We start from the raw sequence: 19,638 nt of genomic DNA on the forward strand, positions 1-19,638 counted from the left end.
TTTTTTGAATTTGCAAACTTTAAATCCTTTCTGACTCTTTTTGATTTAACCTTATCTGGATTAGGAATATTATACACTTTTAGGTAAAAAGGATAAAAATTAAGGACTTTCCTATTGGATTTTTGCTTAATATAACCAGCTATATCGTCTTTATCTATACCGGTTTTCTTATCTACCACAGTAGATTCTACTAATAAATATTCATTATCCTTTACTCTTTTAGTGGATGAACAAGAAGCTAAAAAAAAAAATAAAAACAACACTGCACTACCTAATAAAAGGTAGATTAACACGTGCATTCTTATATATTTTGTATGTATATACAATTTCTTTTATGGTAATTTATCTAAGCAATATTGTAAAAATGAGCGGCAATAATAACCTCCCAGTTTATTACAACCAAAAGATTTTGAAAAAAATGCGATTTTTTTTCAAAAATCAAACCAATATATGTGTAAAAAATCATATATTTGACCCCGGTTAACCAAAAATTTAAAACTAATTATGAAAAAATCACTTACAATTATTGCATTAGCGGGTATGTTCTCGTTAGTTGCATGTGGTCCAAGTGCAGAAGAAAAAGCTGCAATGGAAAAAGCAAAACAAGATTCAATTGCTGCTGTTGAAAAAGCAATGCAAGATTCAATTGCTGCTGTAGAAGCTGCTAAAGCTGCTGCTGAAAAAGCAACTCAAGATTCAATTGCTGCTGCTACTGCCGCTGCTGAAGAGGCTGCTAAAGCCGCAATACCTGCTAAAAAAGCTCCTGCTGCTCCAAAAAAGCAAGAAGTTAAAGCTGGTCAAGGAAAAGGATAATCAACACTTAGCGGTTGATAAGATTACCGTCAACCGGCTAAAAAGTTATCACTATATACTAAATTAGTATCCAATTTAAGAATCAATTAAACAACAAACCCTTTTTTTAAGATGAAAAAGTTAACTACAATTTTAGCAGCGGCAACTATGTTAGCATTCGTTGCTTGCGGACCAAGCGCAGAAGAAAAAGCTGCTGCTGAGAAAGCAAAACAAGATTCAATTGCTGCTGCTGAAACTATGGCTGCTGAAGCTATGGCTGCTGCTGAAAAAGCAACTCAAGATTCAATTGCTGCTGCTGACGCAGCAAAAGCTGCTGCAGATTCTGCTGCTGCTGCTACTGAAAAGAAATAATTTTCTTTTTAAGCCCAATAAAAAAAGCCCACAAATTTGTGGGCTTTTTTTATTGGGCTTAATTCCGATTTTTTCTGTCTAAACACTATAAAACACATTGGGAAAGACCTTCCTAACAGCAATACCCCTATTTACGTTAATAACCTTTTACAGTTTCTACAAAACATTTTACTTTATCCACTTCAATATCGGGGTATAAACCGTGGCCAAGATTAGCAATATAGCGATGTTTGCCAAACTTAGTAAGCATTTCAGTCGTTACCTTTTTTATTGTAGCAAAATCTGCATACAGCAAACAAGGGTCAATATTTCCTTGTAGCGTTTTCGAATTGCCAATAATTTTTCTTGATTCTGTTGGATCTACCGTCCAGTCCAAACCAATGGTATTGCAATTGGTTTGAGCAAAGAATACCCGCGCATAATGCGCATCTTTTGCAAACACCGTTTTAGGCACTCGCGTAATTGCCGAACAAATTCTATCAATGTACTTATACGAAAACTCCCAATACTGGTCTGCTCCTAACACTCCAGCCCAAGAATCAAACAACTGAAGCATGTCTGATCCCGCATCAATTTGAGCGTTTAAATAATTAATAGTACTCTGTGTAATTTTATCTAACAGCTGGTGCGCCAATTCAGGATTAGCGTACATCAGTTTTTTGGCTTTTGAAAATGTTTTAGAGCCTCCCCCTTCTACCATATAACAAAAAATTGTCCATGGCGCACCGGCAAAGCCTATAAGAGGCACTCGATCATTTAACCCTTTTTTGGTGAGCTTTATTGCATCTAGCACATATTGTAAATTACCTGCTTGTGCTATTTGCATTCTATCTACATCTGCTTGTGTTTTAATCGTATTTTCAAATGCAGGTCCCTTTGCTTCAATCATTTGATAAGGCAATCCCATTGCCTCCGGAATTACCAGAATATCTGAAAAAATAATTGCAGCATCTACACCTAAAATATCTACGGGCTGTATAGTTACTTCGCAAGCAGCTTCAGGATTCTTTACAAACTCAATAAAATTTTTATGATGGCTTCGAACAGCTCTATATTCGGGAAGTACTCGCCCTGCTTGACGCATAAGCCAAACAGGAATTCGTTCGACAGTTTCTCCTCGAGCAGCTCTAAGTATTAAATCATTTTTAAGCATAACTAATAGGTTATTATCTCTTGTACATTAGCCTTTATTTTTTCAGCCAAATCATCTGTTGGCAAATCATTAGCATCGCTGCCAAATGGGTCTTCTATTTCTTCGGCAATTAATTCAAGACTTGCAAACGCATAAAATACAAATATAACAATAGGAATAGTCCAATATTTAAAATCGAGAATAAAACCAAACGGCATGCTAAATACATACGCAAAAATTATTTTCTTTATGAACAAACTGTATGAATAAGGAATAGGAGTATTCTTAATTCGTTCGCAAGCGCCAGCTACATTTACAAGACTTTTAACCTCTTCGTTTAATAATAATAATTTTTCATCAGAAACGACTTTCTGTTTGTTTAATTCGCACAATTCCTGTGTAATTGAATTAACCATACCATTGGGCTTATGCTTATATTTTTTAAGCTGCGCCACATCTATTGCAGGTATTGACTCCAAATAAAGTTCATCAACACCTTTTCTTAAATGTTCTTTAAGTACAGTTGGATAGTGCGCTAACAGAGAAGCAAGGCGATTGCGAGAATTGTTAATTTCTGTTGGTACAAACGCATTTATTTTAATAGCCAAATTTCTGCTGTTGTTTACCAATTCCCCCCAAAGCTTTCTCCCCTCCCACCAACGTTCGTAGGCAGTATTTGTCCTAAACACCAACAACAAAGAAATAACAAACCCGAGTAATGAATGAACCACAGTTGTGCTTTTTACAGAAAACAATTTCAAATCAATTTCTAAATATGTTAAAATGCCTGTATAAATGCCTAATGCAATCATTGCAGGAGTAAGCATCCTTACTGTATCACTTTTGTGAAATTGGAATATAAGTTTTATCCAGTCTTTGGGGTTGTATATTACCATAACGAGCACTAAAATACTACTAATTTTTTATCATTTATTAACATTAAGTAACAGGCATTTGTATGTTAAACTCATTTAGTCGAAATTTGAAGCCTATGAATTTAAAATCGCTTATCAGCTTTTTGCTCGTTACACACTTGTGTTTTTCGCAAACTATTCCAAGTGGTTATTACAATAGTGCAACCGGATTAACAGGGACTCCATTGAAACTGGCACTGCACAATATAATTGACAATCATACATCAGTATCCTACAACTCTCTACATACACATTTTAAAAACACAGATAAAAAATCAAACGGAAAAGTGTGGGATATTTATTCGGATGTGCCCAACGGAACACCTCCTTACAGCTATTCTTTTATTAGTGCAGACCAATGTGGCTCCTACGCAGGAGAGGGAGATTGCTACAACAGAGAACATGCTTGGCCACAAAGCTGGTTTAACAGTGCAACTCCCATGGAAAGTGATTTATTTCATATTTATCCAACCGATGGCTATGTAAATGCACAACATGGAAATTATCCATTTGGAGAAGTGGCAAATGGGTTGTGGACCTCCCAAAACGGCTGTAAACTTGGATTTTGCTCATTTCCAGGATACACCAATATAGTTTTTGAACCTATTGATGAATACAAAGGAGATATAGCTCGCAGTTATTTTTATATGTCAACCAGGTACTACACAGAAGATAATAGTTGGAGCAGCTCTGCAATGACCACCAAAGCTTCGCTAAACCAATGGGCAGTAAATCTTTTACTTAAATGGCACCACCAAGATCCGGTTAGTACAAAAGAAATAAATAGAAATGACGCAATTTATGTAATTCAAGACAACAGAAATCCATTTATAGATCATCCGGAATGGGCTGACAGCATTTGGAATTCAACACTTTATTTGGAAGTAGAAAATGTATTAAATATACGTGAGGCGATTATAATTTCTCCAAATCCTTCCAATGGGGAGTTTACTTTTTCGCTTCCGCAAAACATTGATAGCTCTATAAAAATTGAAGTACTAAACTCAATTGGACAAGAAATAAAAAATTACACTTTTTCAAAAAATGGAGATCTGTATAAAATTAATCTAGAAAAAAACATTTCTGGTGGACTGTATAATCTAAACATTTTCACCTCCAACCAACAATACTTCGCAAAGCTACTTATTGAGTAATTATTTAAAGGCTCTATTATACAATTTACTTTGCCTTAATTTATTTAATGGCCCCTTCTCTCTTACCTTAAATCGGTAACCAATTATAAAATTTTGTGTAATGAGACTTGTAGTAACTTTAGCATCAATCATTTTGTAATTCACACCATCACTTCTTACATTATAAGACACATAAAAATTTCTAGCATTATAACCTACTGCAAACCTCGATTCTGCGGTATTTATACCAAAATTATATTTTTCTATCGCATTCCCTTCCATATTATTACCATAGGTAAGCCTGTTTAGTTCCAGTCCTGCTGTAAGTGTAAAATTTAGATACAAGCGTTTCAATAAAACAAAATTAAACGCAAAACCGGGCCCCATAGACAAACCGGTAACATTCATGGCACTCAAACTTTTCCAACTTCCATAATACGCTTGAGCTTCAACCGGAATAATACCCTTTGATGAATTAATATTCAAATTATATAAATTTACTACTCCCATAAACGTAAATGCGCTTCTTACCTGACGCTGCACGTTGTTATAAGCGGCCGAATACGAAAACCTGTTTCTTTTGTTAAAAAAATGAATCCCCTTCACTTTTACTAAAGTGGTGTGTAAAGATGGATTTTGAAAATAGGGCTTAACGAGAGAATCGTTAGAAGTAATCATTCTGATAATATTCTCATCATAAAAACCAATAAATCTTCTATAGGATGACTCTAATCGATAATTTATACTGTTAATTGAAAAACCAAATGAATTGTATAAAGTTCTTCCCTTTCTGGCATAATCGGTACTTGTTTTATCAGCAAATCCAAAAGAGAAAGACAATTTATCGTAATCAAAACTAAACCCGTTAAAAAGAGAAGCCGATGTTGAATAAGCTGTAGGTAAAGCAAAAGAATCCGGACGTTGAGGAGCAAAATCTAATTCGCAACTAGTATATGTTTTAAAAAAACTTACTGCCAGTTTATTGTATTTGTAAATATACAATGAATCGATATTTGCAGCTAGAATAGGACTATTTAAGGAAAGTAAATACACAAAAAAAAGAGGTGCAAAAATAGTTTTACACTTAATTTTTGCACCCCAATTCATAAAAAGTGTGTTACGCATTTACACTCGCTCTGATAATATTTAAGGCTCCTCCAGCCTTAAACCACTCTATTTGTTGAGCATTATAGCTATGATTAACTTTAATTTCTTCTTTTGAGCCATCTTTATGATTCAATACCAAAGTAAGCGGAACACCAGGAGTAAACGAAACTAATCCATTAATATCAAACGTATCGTCTTCTTGAATTTTGTTGTAATCTTCTTTATTAGCAAATGTAAGCGCAAGCATACCTTGCTTCTTTAGATTTGTTTCGTGAATACGTGCAAATGATTTTACCAACACAGCACGAACACCCAAATGGCGAGGCTCCATAGCAGCATGTTCCCTAGAAGAACCTTCTCCGTAATTTTCATCGCCCACTACTAGCGAACCAATTTGTTTTGCTTTGTACTGGCGTTGTACCTTAGGAACACTTTCATAAGCACCAGTAAGTTGATTCTTAACGTTATCAGTTTTTTCGTTAAACGCATTTACCGCACCAATCAACATATTGTTTGAAATATTATCTAAGTGCCCACGGAATTTAAGCCAAGGACCTGCCATAGAAATATGATCGGTGGTACATTTCCCTTTTGCTTTTATTAAAAGTTTTAATCCTTTTAAATCAATACCTTCCCAAGCTGTAAACGGAGCAAGTAATTGAAGTCGGTCTGATTTAACATCAACTAATACACTTACTTTACTACCATCTGCAGCAGGAGCTTGATATCCGGCATCTTCCACAGCAAAGCCCTTTTTAGGCAATTCATCGCCTGTTGGAGGATCTAGTTTTACTTGCTCTCCTTTTTCGTTTGTTAATGTATCTGTTAACGGATTAAATGTTAAATCGCCTGCAATAGCCATTGCTGTTACGATTTCTGGAGACGCTACAAATGCATACGTATTTGGATTTCCATCTGCACGTTTCGCAAAATTTCTGTTGAACGAATGAATGATGGTATTTTTTTCTTGCTTCTCTGCTCCCATTCTATCCCACATACCAATACAAGGACCACACGCATTAGTAAATACCTTTGCTCCTATTTGATCAAACACATCCAAAAAGCCATCACGTTTGATTGTATAACGTATTTGCTCAGAACCAGGATTGATTAAATACTCGGCCTTTGATTTTAAATTTTTAGTAGCTACTTGTTTTGCCAAACTTACTGCACGAGAAATATCTTCGTAAGAAGAGTTGGTACAAGAGCCTAACAAGCCCACAGAAATTTTTAACGGCCAACCATTTTTAACAGCTTCCTCTTTTAATTTAGAAATAGGCGTAGCTAAATCGGGAGTGAAAGGCCCATTTACATGTGGTTCCAGTTCAGATAAATTAATTTCAATTACTTGATCGAAATAAGCAGAAGGATTTGCATAAACTTCGGGATCTGCAGTTAAATGTTCTTTTACAGCATTCGCAAGTTCAGCAACATCCGCTCTTCCGGTAGCTTTCAAGTAACGAGCCATAGATTCATCATAACCAAATGTAGAAGTGGTTGCTCCAATTTCTGCACCCATATTACAAATGGTTCCTTTTCCTGTGCAACTCATAGATGTTGCACCTTCTCCAAAATATTCAACAACTGCATCGGTTCCACCTTTTACGGTTAATATTCCTGCTACCTTTAATATCACATCTTTGGGAGCTGTCCAGCCATTCAGCTTTCCAGTTAGTTTTACTCCAATTAATTTAGGCATTTTTAGTTCCCAAGCTAAACCAGCCATCACATCACACGCATCCGCACCACCAACGCCAATGGCAATCATTCCTAAACCACCTGCATTTACGGTATGAGAATCGGTACCAATCATCATTCCCCCTGGGAATGCGTAATTTTCCAACACTACTTGATGTATAATTCCTGCACCTGGTTTCCAAAACCCTATTCCGTATTTATTTGAAACTGAACCTAAAAAATCAAATACTTCTTTACTTTCTTTTGTGGCGAAAGCTAAATCTGTTGCTGCACCATCCTTTGCTGTAATTAAATGGTCGCAATGTACTGTAGAAGGAACGGCTACTTTTGGACGTCCAGCTTGCATAAACTGAAGTAATGCCATTTGTGCAGTTGCATCTTGCATGGCAACTCTATCCGGGGCAAAATCTACGTACGATTTGCCTCTCTCAAACTTTTCTGCTTTTTGTTCCGCATGCAAATGCGCATATAAAATTTTTTCTGTTAACGTTAGCGGACGACCAATTAGTTTACGTGCAGCTTCAATTTTTGAAGGTAAATTGGCATACACTTTTTTTATCATTTCTAGATCAAATGCCATAGTATGTTTGTTCTTTTTAGTTTATTAAAGATAAGAAAAAGTACTGTTTAAATAAATCTGAAAGGCAAGAAGTTCTATCATACAAGCAAAATAGAGGTGTGAAGATCTAACTTTACACCTCTATTTTAAGACACTAATATAGAACTCGTTAACTTAATAATATCTCATCCGTATCACTTCCGAAATATGCTTAGCCAATCGAATTACCTGGCGAGTATATCCATACTCATTATCGTACCAAACATATAGCGATACATTCTTTTGGTCTTTGCTAACAATTGTTGCAGGACTATCAAATATAGACGGACAAGGATTTCCAATGCAATCGGACGAAACCAATTCATTTGAATATGAATATTGAATTTGCTCAACCAACTTACCATTTAAGGCCGCATCTTTCATTATCTCATTTATTGCTTCTTTAGTTGTTTCTTTATTAATAGCAAGATTTAAAATTGCCAAAGATACATTAGGGGTAGGAACACGAACTGCATTACCGGTTATTTTTCCGCTTAGTTGAGGTAAAACCTTAGCTACTGCCTTATCAGCACCAGTTTCAGTTATAACCATGTTTATTGCTGCCGCTCTACCTCTACGGTATTTATCGTGATAGTTATCTAATAAATTTTGGTCGTTTGTGTAAGAATGAATGGTTTCGATATGTCCACGAGCAATTCCAAGTGATTTATCAATTACAGACAAAACAGGAACTATAGCGTTAGTTGTGCAAGAGGCTGCCGAAAAAATTTGCTCTTCTTTTTTATAATCTGTTTGATTAATTCCATAAACAATATTTGGAATATCGCCTTTGCCAGGCGCTGTAAGCAATACTTTGCCAATTCCTTTCGATTTTAAGTGCTTACTCAATCCATCTCTATCTCTGGCAATACCTGTATTATCAATTAATAGTGCATTTTTAATACCCCATGCTTCGTAATCAACTTCGGCAGGGTTACTTGCAGCAATCATATAGATGGTGTGTCCATTTATAATCAACGCTTTTTTCTCAAAATCCTCAATTATGGTTCCCGGGAATGGTCCGTGTACAGAATCTTTACGAAGCAAATCGGCACGCTTTACAATATCCTCATCACTATTGCTACGAGTAACAATGGCTCTAAGCCTTAACTGTTCTCCTTTTCCGGCCTGAGCAATAAGTTCTCTTGCTGCCAAGCGTCCAATTCTACCAAATCCGTACAAAACAACATCTTTAGGGGTAATGGTTGGAGCATCTTTACCAATAAAATCTTTTAGCTTGTTTGTTACAAAATCAGTTACTGTTTTAAAATTAGCCTGTTCGTGTTGCCACTCTGCTCCTAACTTTCCAATGTCGATTCTAGAAGGAACCAAATCTAGTTTTTTAAGTTCTTGTGCGAGCAAAAGAGTATCGTTTACATTGATAGGCTTCCTAACAATGTCTTTTGCATATTGATGCAAATTCATTATTTCGCTTGCGCTTCTATCGTATAGTTGATTTCTAAAGATGAGCAGCTCTACTGATTTTTCTAACCATAAAGCACCTACAATCCCCACCAAATCGATGGCAGAGCGTTCTTGTTGTATCCAACCATTTAATTGATTTTCGTAATTATTTTTTAAATCCACGTTTTTAGCTTCTAAGGTTTCTGATTTCATCTTTAACTATTTTATTTATTTCAGGCATTGAATATAAAAAACAAACCGCAAAAACGTATAATTTGTTTTTGCGGTTTGTTGACATTTTTTAAACTATGATTTTATTCACCTAAATATGCTTTTAATAGCTTGCTTCTTGATGTGTGACGCAATCTTCTTATTGCTTTTTCTTTTATTTGACGAACACGTTCTCTTGTTAAATCAAATTTAGCACCTATTTCTTCTAGTGTTAATCCATGATTTTGGCCAATTCCAAAAAATAGTTTTATAACATCTCTTTCTCTGTCTGTAAGTGTTGATAAAGAACGTTCTATTTCTCGTTGAAGTGATTCTGAAATCAATAAACTATCTGCACGAGGCGAATCATGATTTACCAATACATCGATTAAGCTACCTTCTTCGTTGCTTGCAAATGGAGCGTCCATAGACACATGACGTCCAGACACCTTCATGGTATCAGCAATCTTGTCTTCCGGAATGTCTAATATCTTAGCAAGCTCATCCGCACTAGGCTCTCTTTCGTATTCTTGCTCTAGTTTAGAGAATGCTTTGTTAATTTTATTTAACGATCCAACTTGGTTCAATGGTAATCTAACAATACGAGATTGTTCTGCCAAAGCCTGAAGAATTGACTGACGAATCCACCAAACGGCATAAGATATAAACTTAAAACCTCTAGTTTCATCAAAACGCTGAGCTGCTTTAATCAAACCTAAATTACCTTCATTAATTAAATCGGGTAAACTTAATCCTTGATTTTGGTATTGTTTTGCAACAGATACCACAAAACGCAAATTTGATTTGGTTAATTTTTCTAGTGCAGCTTGGTCTCCTTTTTTGATTTTTCTGGCTAACTCTACCTCTTCTTCTGCTGTGATGAGGTCTTCTTTGCCAATTTCTTGTAAATACTTATCTAATGATGCGCTTTCTCGGTTAGTGATTGATTTGGTAATTTTCAGTTGTCTCATAAGGGGCGAAAATAAGAATATTTTTTAATTTACAAAAGCATTTCAGCAAAGCTACTCGAACAAACAAAGCAAGTCAATATATTTTTGAAAATAACTGAAAAAGTTTTCTACAATACACATGTGAACAACATTGATTTGACCGAACACCCCGTTATCACTGATAAAACTAAATTAGCTAATTGTTAAAAAGATTTTGAACAAGAATGAACCTGTTACTTTTTTGTGCAATATTGTTTTAAATTTTCCTCGGCATTTTTGTTGCCTAGCTGTTTGGCTTTGGACCAATCTTCACAGGCATCTTTTTTGTAGCCAAGGTTGAATCGTGCGCTGGCTCGCTTAAAGAAGGCATCTCCGTAATTTACATTTGCATCAATGGCCTTTGAAAAATCATCTATTGCGCCAGAATAATCGTCCTGTTTAAACTTTAATACACCTCTGTTATAAAAGGCTTCTGCATAATTTGGCTCTAACTCAATAGCTTTTGTATAATCATCTTTGGCGGCTATCGTATTCTTAAGCTGCTCTTTTAGTAGACCGCGCGCATTGTACGCCTCTACATAATCAGGCTTTACCCTAATTGCATGATCCAAATCAAGCATTGCAGTGTTGTTTTCGCCAACAATAATTTTCACTTGTGCTCGCTTGTAAAAGGCTTCGTGATAATCCGACTTTAAGTCGATTGCTTTATTAAAATTTTTAATTGCAGCTTTAAAATTTTTGCTATCAATTTCGGATAAACCTTGCTTGTAGTATGTAGATGCGCTTGTTGCATTAAGCTGAATTGCTCTATTAAAATCATTAATAGCACCTGTTTTATCTTTAGTTTTACTTCGTGCTAACCCTCTGTCTGTGTAGGCATCACTTAAATCAGGCTTTAGTTCAATTGCTTTATCGTAATCAAGAATAGCGGCCTCGTACTTTTTTTGTTCGTCTTTGCATGCACCTCTGTAATAAAATGCTTCGGCAAAATCTTTTTTCAAATCTATTGCCCTATTGCAATCTTCTATTGCTTGGCTGTATTTATCTGTTAGATAATACAATTTGGCTCTCTCTAAATAATTGTTTTCGTTTTTTCTATCAGAATCTATTAATCTAGTAAGTGTTGATGTTGCCTCTTCCCTCTTTTTAAGCCTAAAATAAGCTTTTGAAAGCATCAAATAATCCTCTCTTTTAGCAGATTTTAGCTTGATTAGCTCTTCTAGCAAAGGAATGCATTCATTAAATCTATACAAATGAAATAAAGAATATCCTTTTACACTGTATACTTCAGGAGATTTAATATGCGAGATTTTGGTTGCATGCGTAAGCGCGCCCATGTAATCTCCAATAGCATTTTTTGCTTGTGCCATGATAAGATTAGCCTCTACATTTTCTGAATTTAGAGCAAGTACCTTGTTAAGCTCAATAATAGCATCGTTGTAGAAGCCTTTTTGAATATGCGCTTGTGCAGCAGTGATATATGCTTTTTCTGTTTGAGCAAACGCTAAACTAAATGAATAAAAAAACACACAAACAAGCACAAACAAACGTATCATACACGAATTTTAGGACATAAATGTTTAAAGAATTTACGTAATACGCAAATTATCAAATTAATTGCAATTAAAACAGACCAAACGGCAATATTTACACCCATTTTCTTGAATCTCATCAAACTGCTTATATTTGCCGACTCGCAATCTGTTTTATGGTTGTGTATTATTTAGAATTTCTTATTTAGTGTTTTGAATTTTATTATTTATTTATGGGATTAAAATGTGGAATTGTAGGCTTACCCAATGTTGGAAAGTCAACTTTATTTAACTGTTTAACGAATGCAAAAGCACAAGCGGCAAACTTTCCTTTTTGTACAATAGAGCCTAACATTGGCGTTATTACTGTTCCGGACGAACGTTTAGCCGAACTTGAAAAATTAGTAAAGCCAGAACGTGTAGTGCCTACCACCGTTGAAATTGTGGATATTGCAGGCCTTGTAAAAGGTGCTAGCAAAGGCGAAGGATTGGGAAATAAATTTTTAGCAAATATTCGCGAAACAGATGCTATTATACATGTGCTGCGCTGTTTTGACGACCCCAATGTTGTGCACGTAGATGGATCTGTGAATCCGGTTCGTGATAAAGAGATAATTGACACAGAACTTCAATTAAAAGATTTAGAGACAGTAGAAGCCAAAATAAAACGAGTTGAAAAGCTCGCAAAAGCAGGTACTGATAAAGATGCAAAAAAAGCATATGATGTATTGTCGCAAGTAAAACAATGCTTAGATCAAGGAAAATCGGCTCGTTCAGCAAACATTTCGGGGGCAGATTTGGATCATTTAGCAGATTGCCATTTGCTTACCATTAAGCCTGTATTATATGTTTGCAATGTAGATGAGGCCTCCGTTAAATCAGGAAATAAGTATGTGGAACTGGTAAAAGAAGCGGTTAAGGATGAAAACGCTGAGGTTTTATACATTACAGCACAAATGGAGGCAGAAATTGCTGCGCTAGATTCATACGAAGAGCGACAATTATTTCTTGCAGACATGGCATTACAAGAGCCGGGTGTAAATAAGTTGATAAAAGTGGCTTACAAACTGCTTAACCTACAAACCTACTTTACAGCTGGCGTAAAAGAAGTTCGCGCATGGACTATACACAAAGGCATGACAGCTCCACAAGCGGCAAGCGTTATACATACAGATTTTGAAAAAGGATTTATAAAAGCCGAAGTAATAAAATATAACGACTTTATTACTCTAGGTTCCGAAGCTGCTTGCAGAGATGCCGGCAAACTAGGTGTTGAAGGCAAGGAATATGTAGTAAGCGATGGGGATTTAATGCATTTTAGATTTAATGTATAATTGATTTAAATAGAAATATGCCCCAATAGTTATCAATTATGCAACTAGAAACAGAAATACAAAAGCGCAGAACCTTTGCTATTATTAGCCATCCGGATGCAGGAAAAACTACACTTACAGAAAAGTTTTTGCTTTTTGGAGGTGCAATTCAAACAGCAGGTGCAGTAAAGAGCAACAAAATAAAAAAATCTGCCACATCCGATTTCATGGAAATTGAGAAACAGCGTGGTATTTCTGTTGCTACATCTGTAATGGCATTTGAGTATAAAGGAAAAAAAGTAAACATTTTAGATACACCCGGTCATAAAGATTTTGCCGAAGATACATACAGAACGCTTACAGCGGTTGACAGTGTTATTTTAGTAGTTGATTGTGTAAAAGGTGTAGAAGAGCAAACGGAAAAACTGATGAGCGTATGTAGAATGCGCAACACCCCTGTTATCATTTTTATAAATAAGATGGATAGAGAGGGTAAAGACCCGTTTGATTTATTGGATGAACTCGAAGAAAAACTAAATATTAAAGTACGACCGCTATCCTGGCCAATTAATCAAGGCGCTCGATTCCAAGGGGTATATAGCTTATACCATAAAAAGCTAAATCTGTTTGAAGAAAACAAAACAAAAATTGTAGATAACTATATAAAACTGGACAACATATTTACCGATGAAATTAATGACTATTTGAAAGAAGAGTATGTACAGAAATTACGCGAAGATGTAGAACTAATTGATGGCGTTTATAACCCGCTCAATATTCAAGATTATTTAGATGGGCAGGTAGCGCCTGTTTTTTTTGGTAGTGCAATAAACAATTTTGGAATACAAGAACTACTTGAAACATTTTTAGAAATTGCGCCAAGCCCTGGAACTCGATTTACAGCAGAAAGAGAGGTTTTGTCTTCAGAACCTCAATTTTCAGGCTTTGTTTTTAAGATACATGCCAATTTAGATCCCAACCATCGAGACAGAATTGCATTTTTGCGAATTTGCTCCGGATACTTTGAACGCAATACCTTTTATTACCACACCAGATTAGACAAAAAAATAAAATTTGCCAATCCGGTAACGTTTATGGCTAAAGATAAAAATTTAGTAGAAGAAGCTTTTCCGGGAGACGTAATTGGACTGTACGATACAGGTCAATTTAAAATTGGAGACACTCTAACTTCGGGCGAAAAACTACACTTCAAAGGTATTCCGAGCTTTTCGCCTGAATTATTCAGAGAGGTTATAAATGCAGACCCATTTAAAGCCAAACAGCTTGACAAAGGTGTAAGACAACTTACCGAAGAAGGTGTTGCGCAACTTTTTTTACAAGAACCCGGCAGCAGAAAAATTATAGGAACAGTTGGAGAACTTCAATTCGAGGTAATCCAATTTAGATTACAACATGAATATGGCGCTAAATGTAATTTCTCGCAACTTAACTTCCATAAGGCGTGTTGGGTTACGTCTAATGACAAAGCAATGTTGCAAAAATTTATTGAACGCAAGCATTCTCAAATTGGATATGACAAAGAAGGGAATGCCGTATTTTTTGCAGAAAGCCCATGGTCGCTAAATATGACAAAACAAGATTATCCGGATATTACGTTCCACCAAACCTCTGAATTTAAGGTAGAGTCTATGTTGTAGGTAACATGTTTTATTTTTAAATGTGGTAGTTTTCTGTTTTATAAATGAATTAAGGAAGATACTCTCTCTCAAACTACCAATAGGCTACTTTCCGATACAAAACTTAGAAAAAATATTTTCCAACAGATTGTCGGTAGAAATTTCTCCGGTGATCAAACCTAACTGATGGAGGGCATTACGGACATCGGATGCAATAAGCTCCGTAGTTTGATTGGTATTTAAACCATCCAAAATTTTAATTAACGATTTATTGGCATTGCGCAACGCCTCAGCATGACGTGCATTGGTAACTACCGTTTCTGTAACATTTACAGCTCGGCTATCAAAAAGCTCTACCAGCTTAGCCTTCAAAGCATTTATATTGTTACCGTATTTCGCAGATATAAATAGCGTATTCTTAAATTCTTGAAACTCGCGCTCGGTATAAGCTAAATCGGCTTTATCAATTTTATTTCCAACAATAATCAATTGAGAATTGTATTTATTCAAGTGCTCTTCTATTTCAGCAACTACAGATTTTAGTTCTCTGCTGGTTAACTCTTGAATATCGAACAAATAAATAATTATGGCTGATTGCTTTATTGCTTCAAATGTTTTTGCAACACCAATTTGCTCTATCACATCTGTGGTGTGCCTAATACCTGCTGTATCAATAAATCGGAATAAAATGCCATCGATGATGATATTATCTTCAATGGTATCTCTTGTTGTTCCGGGTATTTCAGATACAATTGCTCTCTCTTCTTCTAACAACGCATTTAACAAGCGTGATTTACCTGCATTCGGCTTTCCTACAATAGCTACCGGAATTCCATTTTTAATTACATTACCAAACTCAAATGAGTCCATTAATCGTTGTACTATTTTCTGTATCGCAACTATCAATGTGCGCAAATCGGCTCTATTAGCAAACTCTACATCCTCTTCGCTAAAATCAAGCTCCAACTCTAGTAATGAAGCAAAGTTTACTAAATTTTCTCGCAGCGTTTTAATTTTAGACGAAAACCCTCCACGCATTTGTTGCATAGCCACTTGGTGCGATGTAGCGGAATTAGAGGCGATTAAATCTGCTACCGCTTCGGCTTGCGATAAATCCATTTTCCCGTTCAAAAAAGCACGCATAGTAAACTCTCCGGGGGTAGCAAGCCTTGCACCACTCTTGGTTAGCAACAATAGTATTTGTTGTTGTATAAACACAGAACCGTGACAAGAAATCTCCACAACGTTTTCTCCGGTAAAGGAATGCGGTGCTCTAAATGCAATGGCTATCACCTCATCCAAAACAATATCCGCATCTTTAACAATAGCAAAATATGCCTTTCTATCAGCTTTCTGCAAAAGATTTAAAAGCAATCCCTTTTTAGTAAACAATACCTTATCTGCTATCGAAATTGCATCGTTTCCCGACAATCGGATAACCGCTATTGCACCTACTCCGTGAGCTGTTGCTAAAGCCACTATAGTATCTTGACTAATAATTTTATTATTCACAGCCCAAATGTATTAATTTTTCTTTGTCAAACTGGCTTCACTTTAAATTGTTTCATTTTGTCAGAACTTCGTTAAAAACTGTTAACAAAATTTCTTTTGGTATAAATTTTGTTATGAAAGTCTATGAATCTAAATGGTTTCAGCAGCTCTTTAGAGCAAGCAATGAACACAAAATAACTAATGTTTAACCTATTTAAATGTTAACTATTATGCTATCTGTTTTTAGTTCATTATTTAAATTTTTTTTAGGAAAAGCAATTACCGGCTATAATAATTGTTTAGGCGCTTCTCAAACATCTCTTAATAACAATAAAACAAATCAAAAAGAAAGTATAGGTGAAAAGAATGCAACCAGGCATAAACCTTACTACGAATCACTTATAAGCAAATACAAAAAAGATGACTTCTGGGATTATTCAGGAGGATTATTAGGAATTTAAGTACTTAAATTCCATAATTCAACAATTAGGTTAATACGCAAACCTAATTATTCAATCGACTATATAAGCTAAATATACGGCTGAAAATTGATTAGAGTCAAAACTACAGAAATATAAAAATAAAAAACATGATGCAGTTAGATAAAATTCCATCTATAGATGGATTAAAATTAAGCAATTTTAAAAATTACTATTTAGAGAATAAACGACCAGTTGTAATCAGGAATTTAACAAAAGGAACGTTTGCCGAAAAAAATTGGAACTATGACTACTTTATAAACGAGGTAGGTAATTTAGAAATTGAGCTTATAGACGAAAAGAGCTGCGATAAAGATAGCAGCACCGCTTACACCAAAGGGAATTGTAAAATGAAGTTCGAAGAATACCTAACAATATTGAAAAAAAACGAATTCACTTCTAAAAGGATATTTCTACTTAATCTTTTTAAGGTATCGCCTAAATTAGGCAAAGACTTTCCTTGCCCCAAAATAATGAAGGGCATACTAGGCAAATTAGGCTATATGTTTTTTGGATCAAAAAATACCGATGTCAGATTACACTATGATATAGACATGTCTGATGTACTTTTAACTCATTTTGGAGGCAAAAAGAAAGTAATATTAGTTTCTCCAGAATACTCAAAATATTTGTACAGGTTGCCATTTACTACTTTTTCTCTGGTAGATTTAAATAATCCTGACTATCAAAAATACCCCGCACTAAACTTTGTAAAGGGGCAAGAATGTATTTTAGAGCATGGAGATTCCTTATATATTCCAAGTGGATACTGGCACTACATCAGTTACATTGATGCAGGATTTTCTGTTAGTTATAGAAAACTTCCATCTAAATTAGCTGATAAAATTAGTGGATTAGTAAACATTTGCGTACTACTTCCCTTGGATAAAATTATTTACTTTTTCTTGGCAAATAAATGGAAAACAATAAAAGAAAAATGGACTATTAGTAATTCTTCAATACAATCGTTTAAAAGCTATTATCCTGCCTAGGCAGTTTTCTTGATAACATAAAAAGGCTTACGTTTTCATTAATACTGAAATAATAATTACTATATTTAACCATTATAACTAAAAAAATTATGTCAGTATTAGTAAATAAAAAATCGAAAGTAATTGTACAAGGTTTTACAGGAAGCGAAGGTACTTTTCATGCAGGACAAATGATTGAATACGGCACTAACGTTGTGGGCGGTGTAACTCCGGGCAAAGGTGGCAGCAAACACTTGGAAAAACCTGTATTTAATACCGTTGAGGAAGCTGTAAAACAAACCGGTGCTGATGTATCTATCATATTTGTACCTCCTGCATTTGCTGCAGATGCTATTATGGAAGCTGCTCAAGCAGGAATTAAGGTAATAGTGTGTATTACGGAAGGAATACCAACAAAAGACATGATTTATGCGAAAGAATATTTAAAAGACTACAACTGCAGATTAATTGGACCAAACTGTCCGGGAATAATTACTGCGGGCGAAGCAAAAGTGGGTATCATGCCAGGTTTCGTTTTCAAAAAAGGAAAAATCGGTATCGTTTCTAAATCCGGAACATTAACCTACGAGGCTGCGGATCAAATTGTGAAAGCAGGACTTGGAATAACCACTGCTATTGGCATAGGAGGAGATCCAATTATTGGAACATCTACTAAAGAAGCGGTAGAACTTTTAATGAATGATCCGGAAACCGAAGGTATTGTTATGATTGGAGAAATTGGTGGCGGTATGGAAGCAGAAGCTGCTCGTTGGATAAAAGAAAATAATAAAAAACCTGTAGTAGGATTTATTGCCGGACAAACCGCTCCTGCAGGACGTACCATGGGCCATGCCGGTGCAATTGTAGGTGGCGATGACGACACCGCAGCTGCAAAAATGAAAATAATGCGTGAGTGTGGAATTCATGTAGTTGATTCGCCAGCTGTAATAGGAAAAACAATGGCAAAAGTGTTGAATAAAGTAGTTGCATAAACTGATTACATTTATATAAATAAGAAGAGCGGTGAAATTTCACCGCTCTTCTTATTTATACTCCTTAACTAATTAAAACCCTATATAACTATTTAAGGCACTAACACTGCTTTGAAAAGTAAATCCATTATTAACTATAAAATAATTACCCTTGTCAACAACTCTATTATAGGCATACTTAGCAAAGTCTAACTTGGTTGATTCAAACGTAAACACATTCATCAAATCCAATGCTTGTGCACTTGTTAAATAATTGCTAGCCAACGCTTGTTTAGCAGTAATCAATTGAGTACTCTCAAAAGATTGATTCATCATCATTGATTTAAGTTGCATAAAAGTTCCATTATCCATTGGCATAATAACAGGAGTGGTACTTGCGTTGCAATTTGTATATGTCGTGCTATATCCGCCATTGTTACTACTATAAACGCTTGTACCACATTGACTAGTATTGTAAGTATAATTCTCATTTCCATAAGTATAGTTGGCATTGTAATTGTTGCTACAAGTAGCAATTGGCAGCACATTTGCAACTGTATAACCTCTGTGCTTTTCAATTAAAGCATACACAACAGATGAAGCCGGTACTTTTATAAATCCTTCGAAAGCTACTCTAGGAGTGGCACAAAAACCTCCATTGTATTGATTAGGAAATTTTACAATTTTAAGATAGTGTCTGCCCGGTTGAATGTTTTGCAAACTAAATGTGCTAGATCTATCATTAAATCTGTTATTATCCAACGTAACAATAAAATCGCTGTTGTCAGACATACGCAAATTTAATTCGGAATTTCTCCCATACGCTTTGATTGATTGCTCACTAGCTACTAATGTTACTACAACGATGGCAGTTTTTTTGATTAGGCTTGTAATGTTTGTTTTCATGATTTGGTCCTCCCAATAATTTAATTTA

18 protein-coding genes are annotated in these 19,638 nt (G+C 35.3%); 8 read left to right on the top strand and 10 right to left on the bottom strand.

Annotated elements, in window-relative coordinates; genetic code table 11:
• Nucleotides 1–299, bottom strand: a 299-nt coding sequence (locus J0M08_11355; protein ID MBN8703654.1) for a hypothetical protein, incomplete at its 3' end; no start/stop codon positions are given.
• 205 nt (nt 300–504) lie between these two features.
• Here J0M08_11355 and J0M08_11360 point away from each other — a divergent pair.
• Together J0M08_11360 and J0M08_11365 are read left to right on the top strand one after the other, a co-directional pair.
• Nucleotides 505–813, top strand: a complete 309-nt coding sequence (locus tag J0M08_11360; protein MBN8703655.1) for a hypothetical protein — start codon at nt 505–507, stop codon at nt 811–813.
• Between the two features lie 111 nt (nt 814–924).
• Nucleotides 925–1,164, top strand: coding sequence for a hypothetical protein (locus J0M08_11365; GenBank protein ID MBN8703656.1), 240 nt, complete (start codon nt 925–927; stop codon nt 1,162–1,164).
• 136 nt (nt 1,165–1,300) lie between these two features.
• Here J0M08_11365 and hemE read toward each other — a convergent pair whose 3' ends face one another.
• Together hemE and J0M08_11375 are read right to left on the bottom strand one after the other, a co-directional pair.
• Nucleotides 1,301–2,317 (bottom strand): uroporphyrinogen decarboxylase, encoded by a 1,017-nt coding sequence (hemE, locus tag J0M08_11370; GenBank protein ID MBN8703657.1) that lies wholly within the window; start codon nt 2,315–2,317, stop codon nt 1,301–1,303.
• Between the two features lie 2 nt (nt 2,318–2,319).
• The gene (locus tag J0M08_11375) at nt 2,320–3,192 is read right to left on the bottom strand and encodes a hypothetical protein (GenBank protein MBN8703658.1); all 873 of its coding nucleotides are present in this window, start codon (nt 3,190–3,192) and stop codon (nt 2,320–2,322) included.
• Nucleotides 3,193–3,287: 95 nt separating this feature from the next.
• On the opposite strand from J0M08_11375, the gene J0M08_11380 reads away from it, so the two are divergent.
• A complete protein-coding gene (locus J0M08_11380) occupies nt 3,288–4,364 on the top strand; it encodes an endonuclease (protein MBN8703659.1) in 1,077 nt (358 codons plus the stop codon).
• Here J0M08_11380 and J0M08_11385 read toward each other — a convergent pair whose 3' ends face one another.
• The 5 genes from J0M08_11385 to J0M08_11405 form a co-directional block, all read right to left on the bottom strand.
• Nucleotides 4,365–5,468, bottom strand: coding sequence for a DUF4421 family protein (locus J0M08_11385; protein ID MBN8703660.1), 1,104 nt, complete (start codon nt 5,466–5,468; stop codon nt 4,365–4,367).
• The gene (locus J0M08_11390; protein MBN8703661.1) at nt 5,461–7,728 is read right to left on the bottom strand and encodes an aconitate hydratase; all 2,268 of its coding nucleotides are present in this window, start codon (nt 7,726–7,728) and stop codon (nt 5,461–5,463) included. The genes J0M08_11385 and J0M08_11390 overlap by 8 nt, the downstream gene beginning before the upstream one ends.
• Before the next feature lie 153 nt (nt 7,729–7,881).
• Nucleotides 7,882–9,363 carry a glyceraldehyde-3-phosphate dehydrogenase gene (locus J0M08_11395; GenBank protein MBN8703662.1) on the bottom strand — a complete coding sequence of 494 codons (1,482 nt, stop codon included), beginning with the start codon at nt 9,361–9,363 and terminating at the stop codon, nt 7,882–7,884.
• A gap of 101 nt (nt 9,364–9,464) precedes the next feature.
• Complete coding sequence (locus tag J0M08_11400; protein MBN8703663.1) at nt 9,465–10,331, bottom strand: RNA polymerase sigma factor RpoD/SigA; 867 nt, start codon at nt 10,329–10,331, stop codon at nt 9,465–9,467.
• Between the two features lie 212 nt (nt 10,332–10,543).
• On the bottom strand, nt 10,544–11,866 hold the full coding sequence (locus J0M08_11405; GenBank protein MBN8703664.1) for a tetratricopeptide repeat protein: 1,323 nt from the start codon (nt 11,864–11,866) through the stop codon (nt 10,544–10,546).
• A 209-nt stretch (nt 11,867–12,075) separates the two neighbouring features.
• Between J0M08_11405 and ychF the strand changes: the two genes are divergently transcribed.
• Together ychF and J0M08_11415 are read left to right on the top strand one after the other, a co-directional pair.
• Complete coding sequence (gene ychF / locus J0M08_11410) at nt 12,076–13,176, top strand: redox-regulated ATPase YchF (protein MBN8703665.1); 1,101 nt, start codon at nt 12,076–12,078, stop codon at nt 13,174–13,176.
• Between the two features lie 38 nt (nt 13,177–13,214).
• On the top strand, nt 13,215–14,813 hold the full coding sequence (locus J0M08_11415; GenBank protein MBN8703666.1) for a peptide chain release factor 3: 1,599 nt from the start codon (nt 13,215–13,217) through the stop codon (nt 14,811–14,813).
• An 84-nt stretch (nt 14,814–14,897) separates the two neighbouring features.
• Here the strand turns inward: J0M08_11415 and mnmE are convergent, their stop codons facing one another.
• Nucleotides 14,898–16,292: a tRNA uridine-5-carboxymethylaminomethyl(34) synthesis GTPase MnmE gene (gene mnmE / locus J0M08_11420; GenBank protein MBN8703667.1), complete on the bottom strand. Its 1,395-nt coding sequence runs from the start codon at nt 16,290–16,292 to the stop codon at nt 14,898–14,900.
• A gap of 209 nt (nt 16,293–16,501) precedes the next feature.
• Here mnmE and J0M08_11425 point away from each other — a divergent pair, with 209 nt between their 5' ends.
• From J0M08_11425 to sucD, 3 genes are all read left to right on the top strand, one after another.
• Nucleotides 16,502–16,744, top strand: coding sequence for a hypothetical protein (locus J0M08_11425; GenBank protein MBN8703668.1), 243 nt, complete (start codon nt 16,502–16,504; stop codon nt 16,742–16,744).
• 128 nt (nt 16,745–16,872) lie between these two features.
• Complete coding sequence (locus tag J0M08_11430) at nt 16,873–17,754, top strand: cupin-like domain-containing protein (GenBank protein MBN8703669.1); 882 nt, start codon at nt 16,873–16,875, stop codon at nt 17,752–17,754.
• A gap of 89 nt (nt 17,755–17,843) precedes the next feature.
• Nucleotides 17,844–18,725, top strand: coding sequence for a succinate--CoA ligase subunit alpha (gene sucD / locus J0M08_11435; GenBank protein MBN8703670.1), 882 nt, complete (start codon nt 17,844–17,846; stop codon nt 18,723–18,725).
• Nucleotides 18,726–18,797: 72 nt separating this feature from the next.
• Here the strand turns inward: sucD and J0M08_11440 are convergent, their stop codons facing one another.
• On the bottom strand, nt 18,798–19,610 hold the full coding sequence (locus tag J0M08_11440) for a DUF4476 domain-containing protein (GenBank protein MBN8703671.1): 813 nt from the start codon (nt 19,608–19,610) through the stop codon (nt 18,798–18,800).
• Nucleotides 19,611–19,638: the final 28 nt, after the last annotated feature.

The sequence above is a fragment of the Bacteroidota bacterium genome, from assembly GCA_017303975.1.
GTDB lineage: Bacteria > Bacteroidota > Bacteroidia > JAFLBG01 > JAFLBG01 > JAFLBG01.

What these genes read in the sequence shown, in the direction of transcription:
- J0M08_11360 (MBN8703655.1), top strand. Translation starts at nt 505, where the DNA reads ATGAAAAAATCACTTACAATTATTGCATTAGCGGGTATGTTCTCGTTA.
- J0M08_11365 (MBN8703656.1), top strand. Translation starts at nt 925, where the DNA reads ATGAAAAAGTTAACTACAATTTTAGCAGCGGCAACTATGTTAGCATTC.
- hemE (MBN8703657.1), bottom strand. Translation starts at nt 2,317, where the DNA reads ATGCTTAAAAATGATTTAATACTTAGAGCTGCTCGAGGAGAAACTGTC.
- J0M08_11375 (MBN8703658.1), bottom strand. Translation starts at nt 3,192, where the DNA reads ATGGTAATATACAACCCCAAAGACTGGATAAAACTTATATTCCAATTT.
- J0M08_11380 (MBN8703659.1), top strand. Translation starts at nt 3,288, where the DNA reads ATGAATTTAAAATCGCTTATCAGCTTTTTGCTCGTTACACACTTGTGT.
- J0M08_11385 (MBN8703660.1), bottom strand. Translation starts at nt 5,468, where the DNA reads ATGCGTAACACACTTTTTATGAATTGGGGTGCAAAAATTAAGTGTAAA.
- J0M08_11390 (MBN8703661.1), bottom strand. Translation starts at nt 7,728, where the DNA reads ATGGCATTTGATCTAGAAATGATAAAAAAAGTGTATGCCAATTTACCT.
- J0M08_11395 (MBN8703662.1), bottom strand. Translation starts at nt 9,363, where the DNA reads ATGAAATCAGAAACCTTAGAAGCTAAAAACGTGGATTTAAAAAATAAT.
- J0M08_11400 (MBN8703663.1), bottom strand. Translation starts at nt 10,331, where the DNA reads ATGAGACAACTGAAAATTACCAAATCAATCACTAACCGAGAAAGCGCA.
- J0M08_11405 (MBN8703664.1), bottom strand. Translation starts at nt 11,866, where the DNA reads ATGATACGTTTGTTTGTGCTTGTTTGTGTGTTTTTTTATTCATTTAGT.
- ychF (MBN8703665.1), top strand. Translation starts at nt 12,076, where the DNA reads ATGGGATTAAAATGTGGAATTGTAGGCTTACCCAATGTTGGAAAGTCA.
- J0M08_11415 (MBN8703666.1), top strand. Translation starts at nt 13,215, where the DNA reads ATGCAACTAGAAACAGAAATACAAAAGCGCAGAACCTTTGCTATTATT.
- J0M08_11425 (MBN8703668.1), top strand. Translation starts at nt 16,502, where the DNA reads ATGTTAACTATTATGCTATCTGTTTTTAGTTCATTATTTAAATTTTTT.
- J0M08_11430 (MBN8703669.1), top strand. Translation starts at nt 16,873, where the DNA reads ATGATGCAGTTAGATAAAATTCCATCTATAGATGGATTAAAATTAAGC.
- sucD (MBN8703670.1), top strand. Translation starts at nt 17,844, where the DNA reads ATGTCAGTATTAGTAAATAAAAAATCGAAAGTAATTGTACAAGGTTTT.
- J0M08_11440 (MBN8703671.1), bottom strand. Translation starts at nt 19,610, where the DNA reads ATGAAAACAAACATTACAAGCCTAATCAAAAAAACTGCCATCGTTGTA.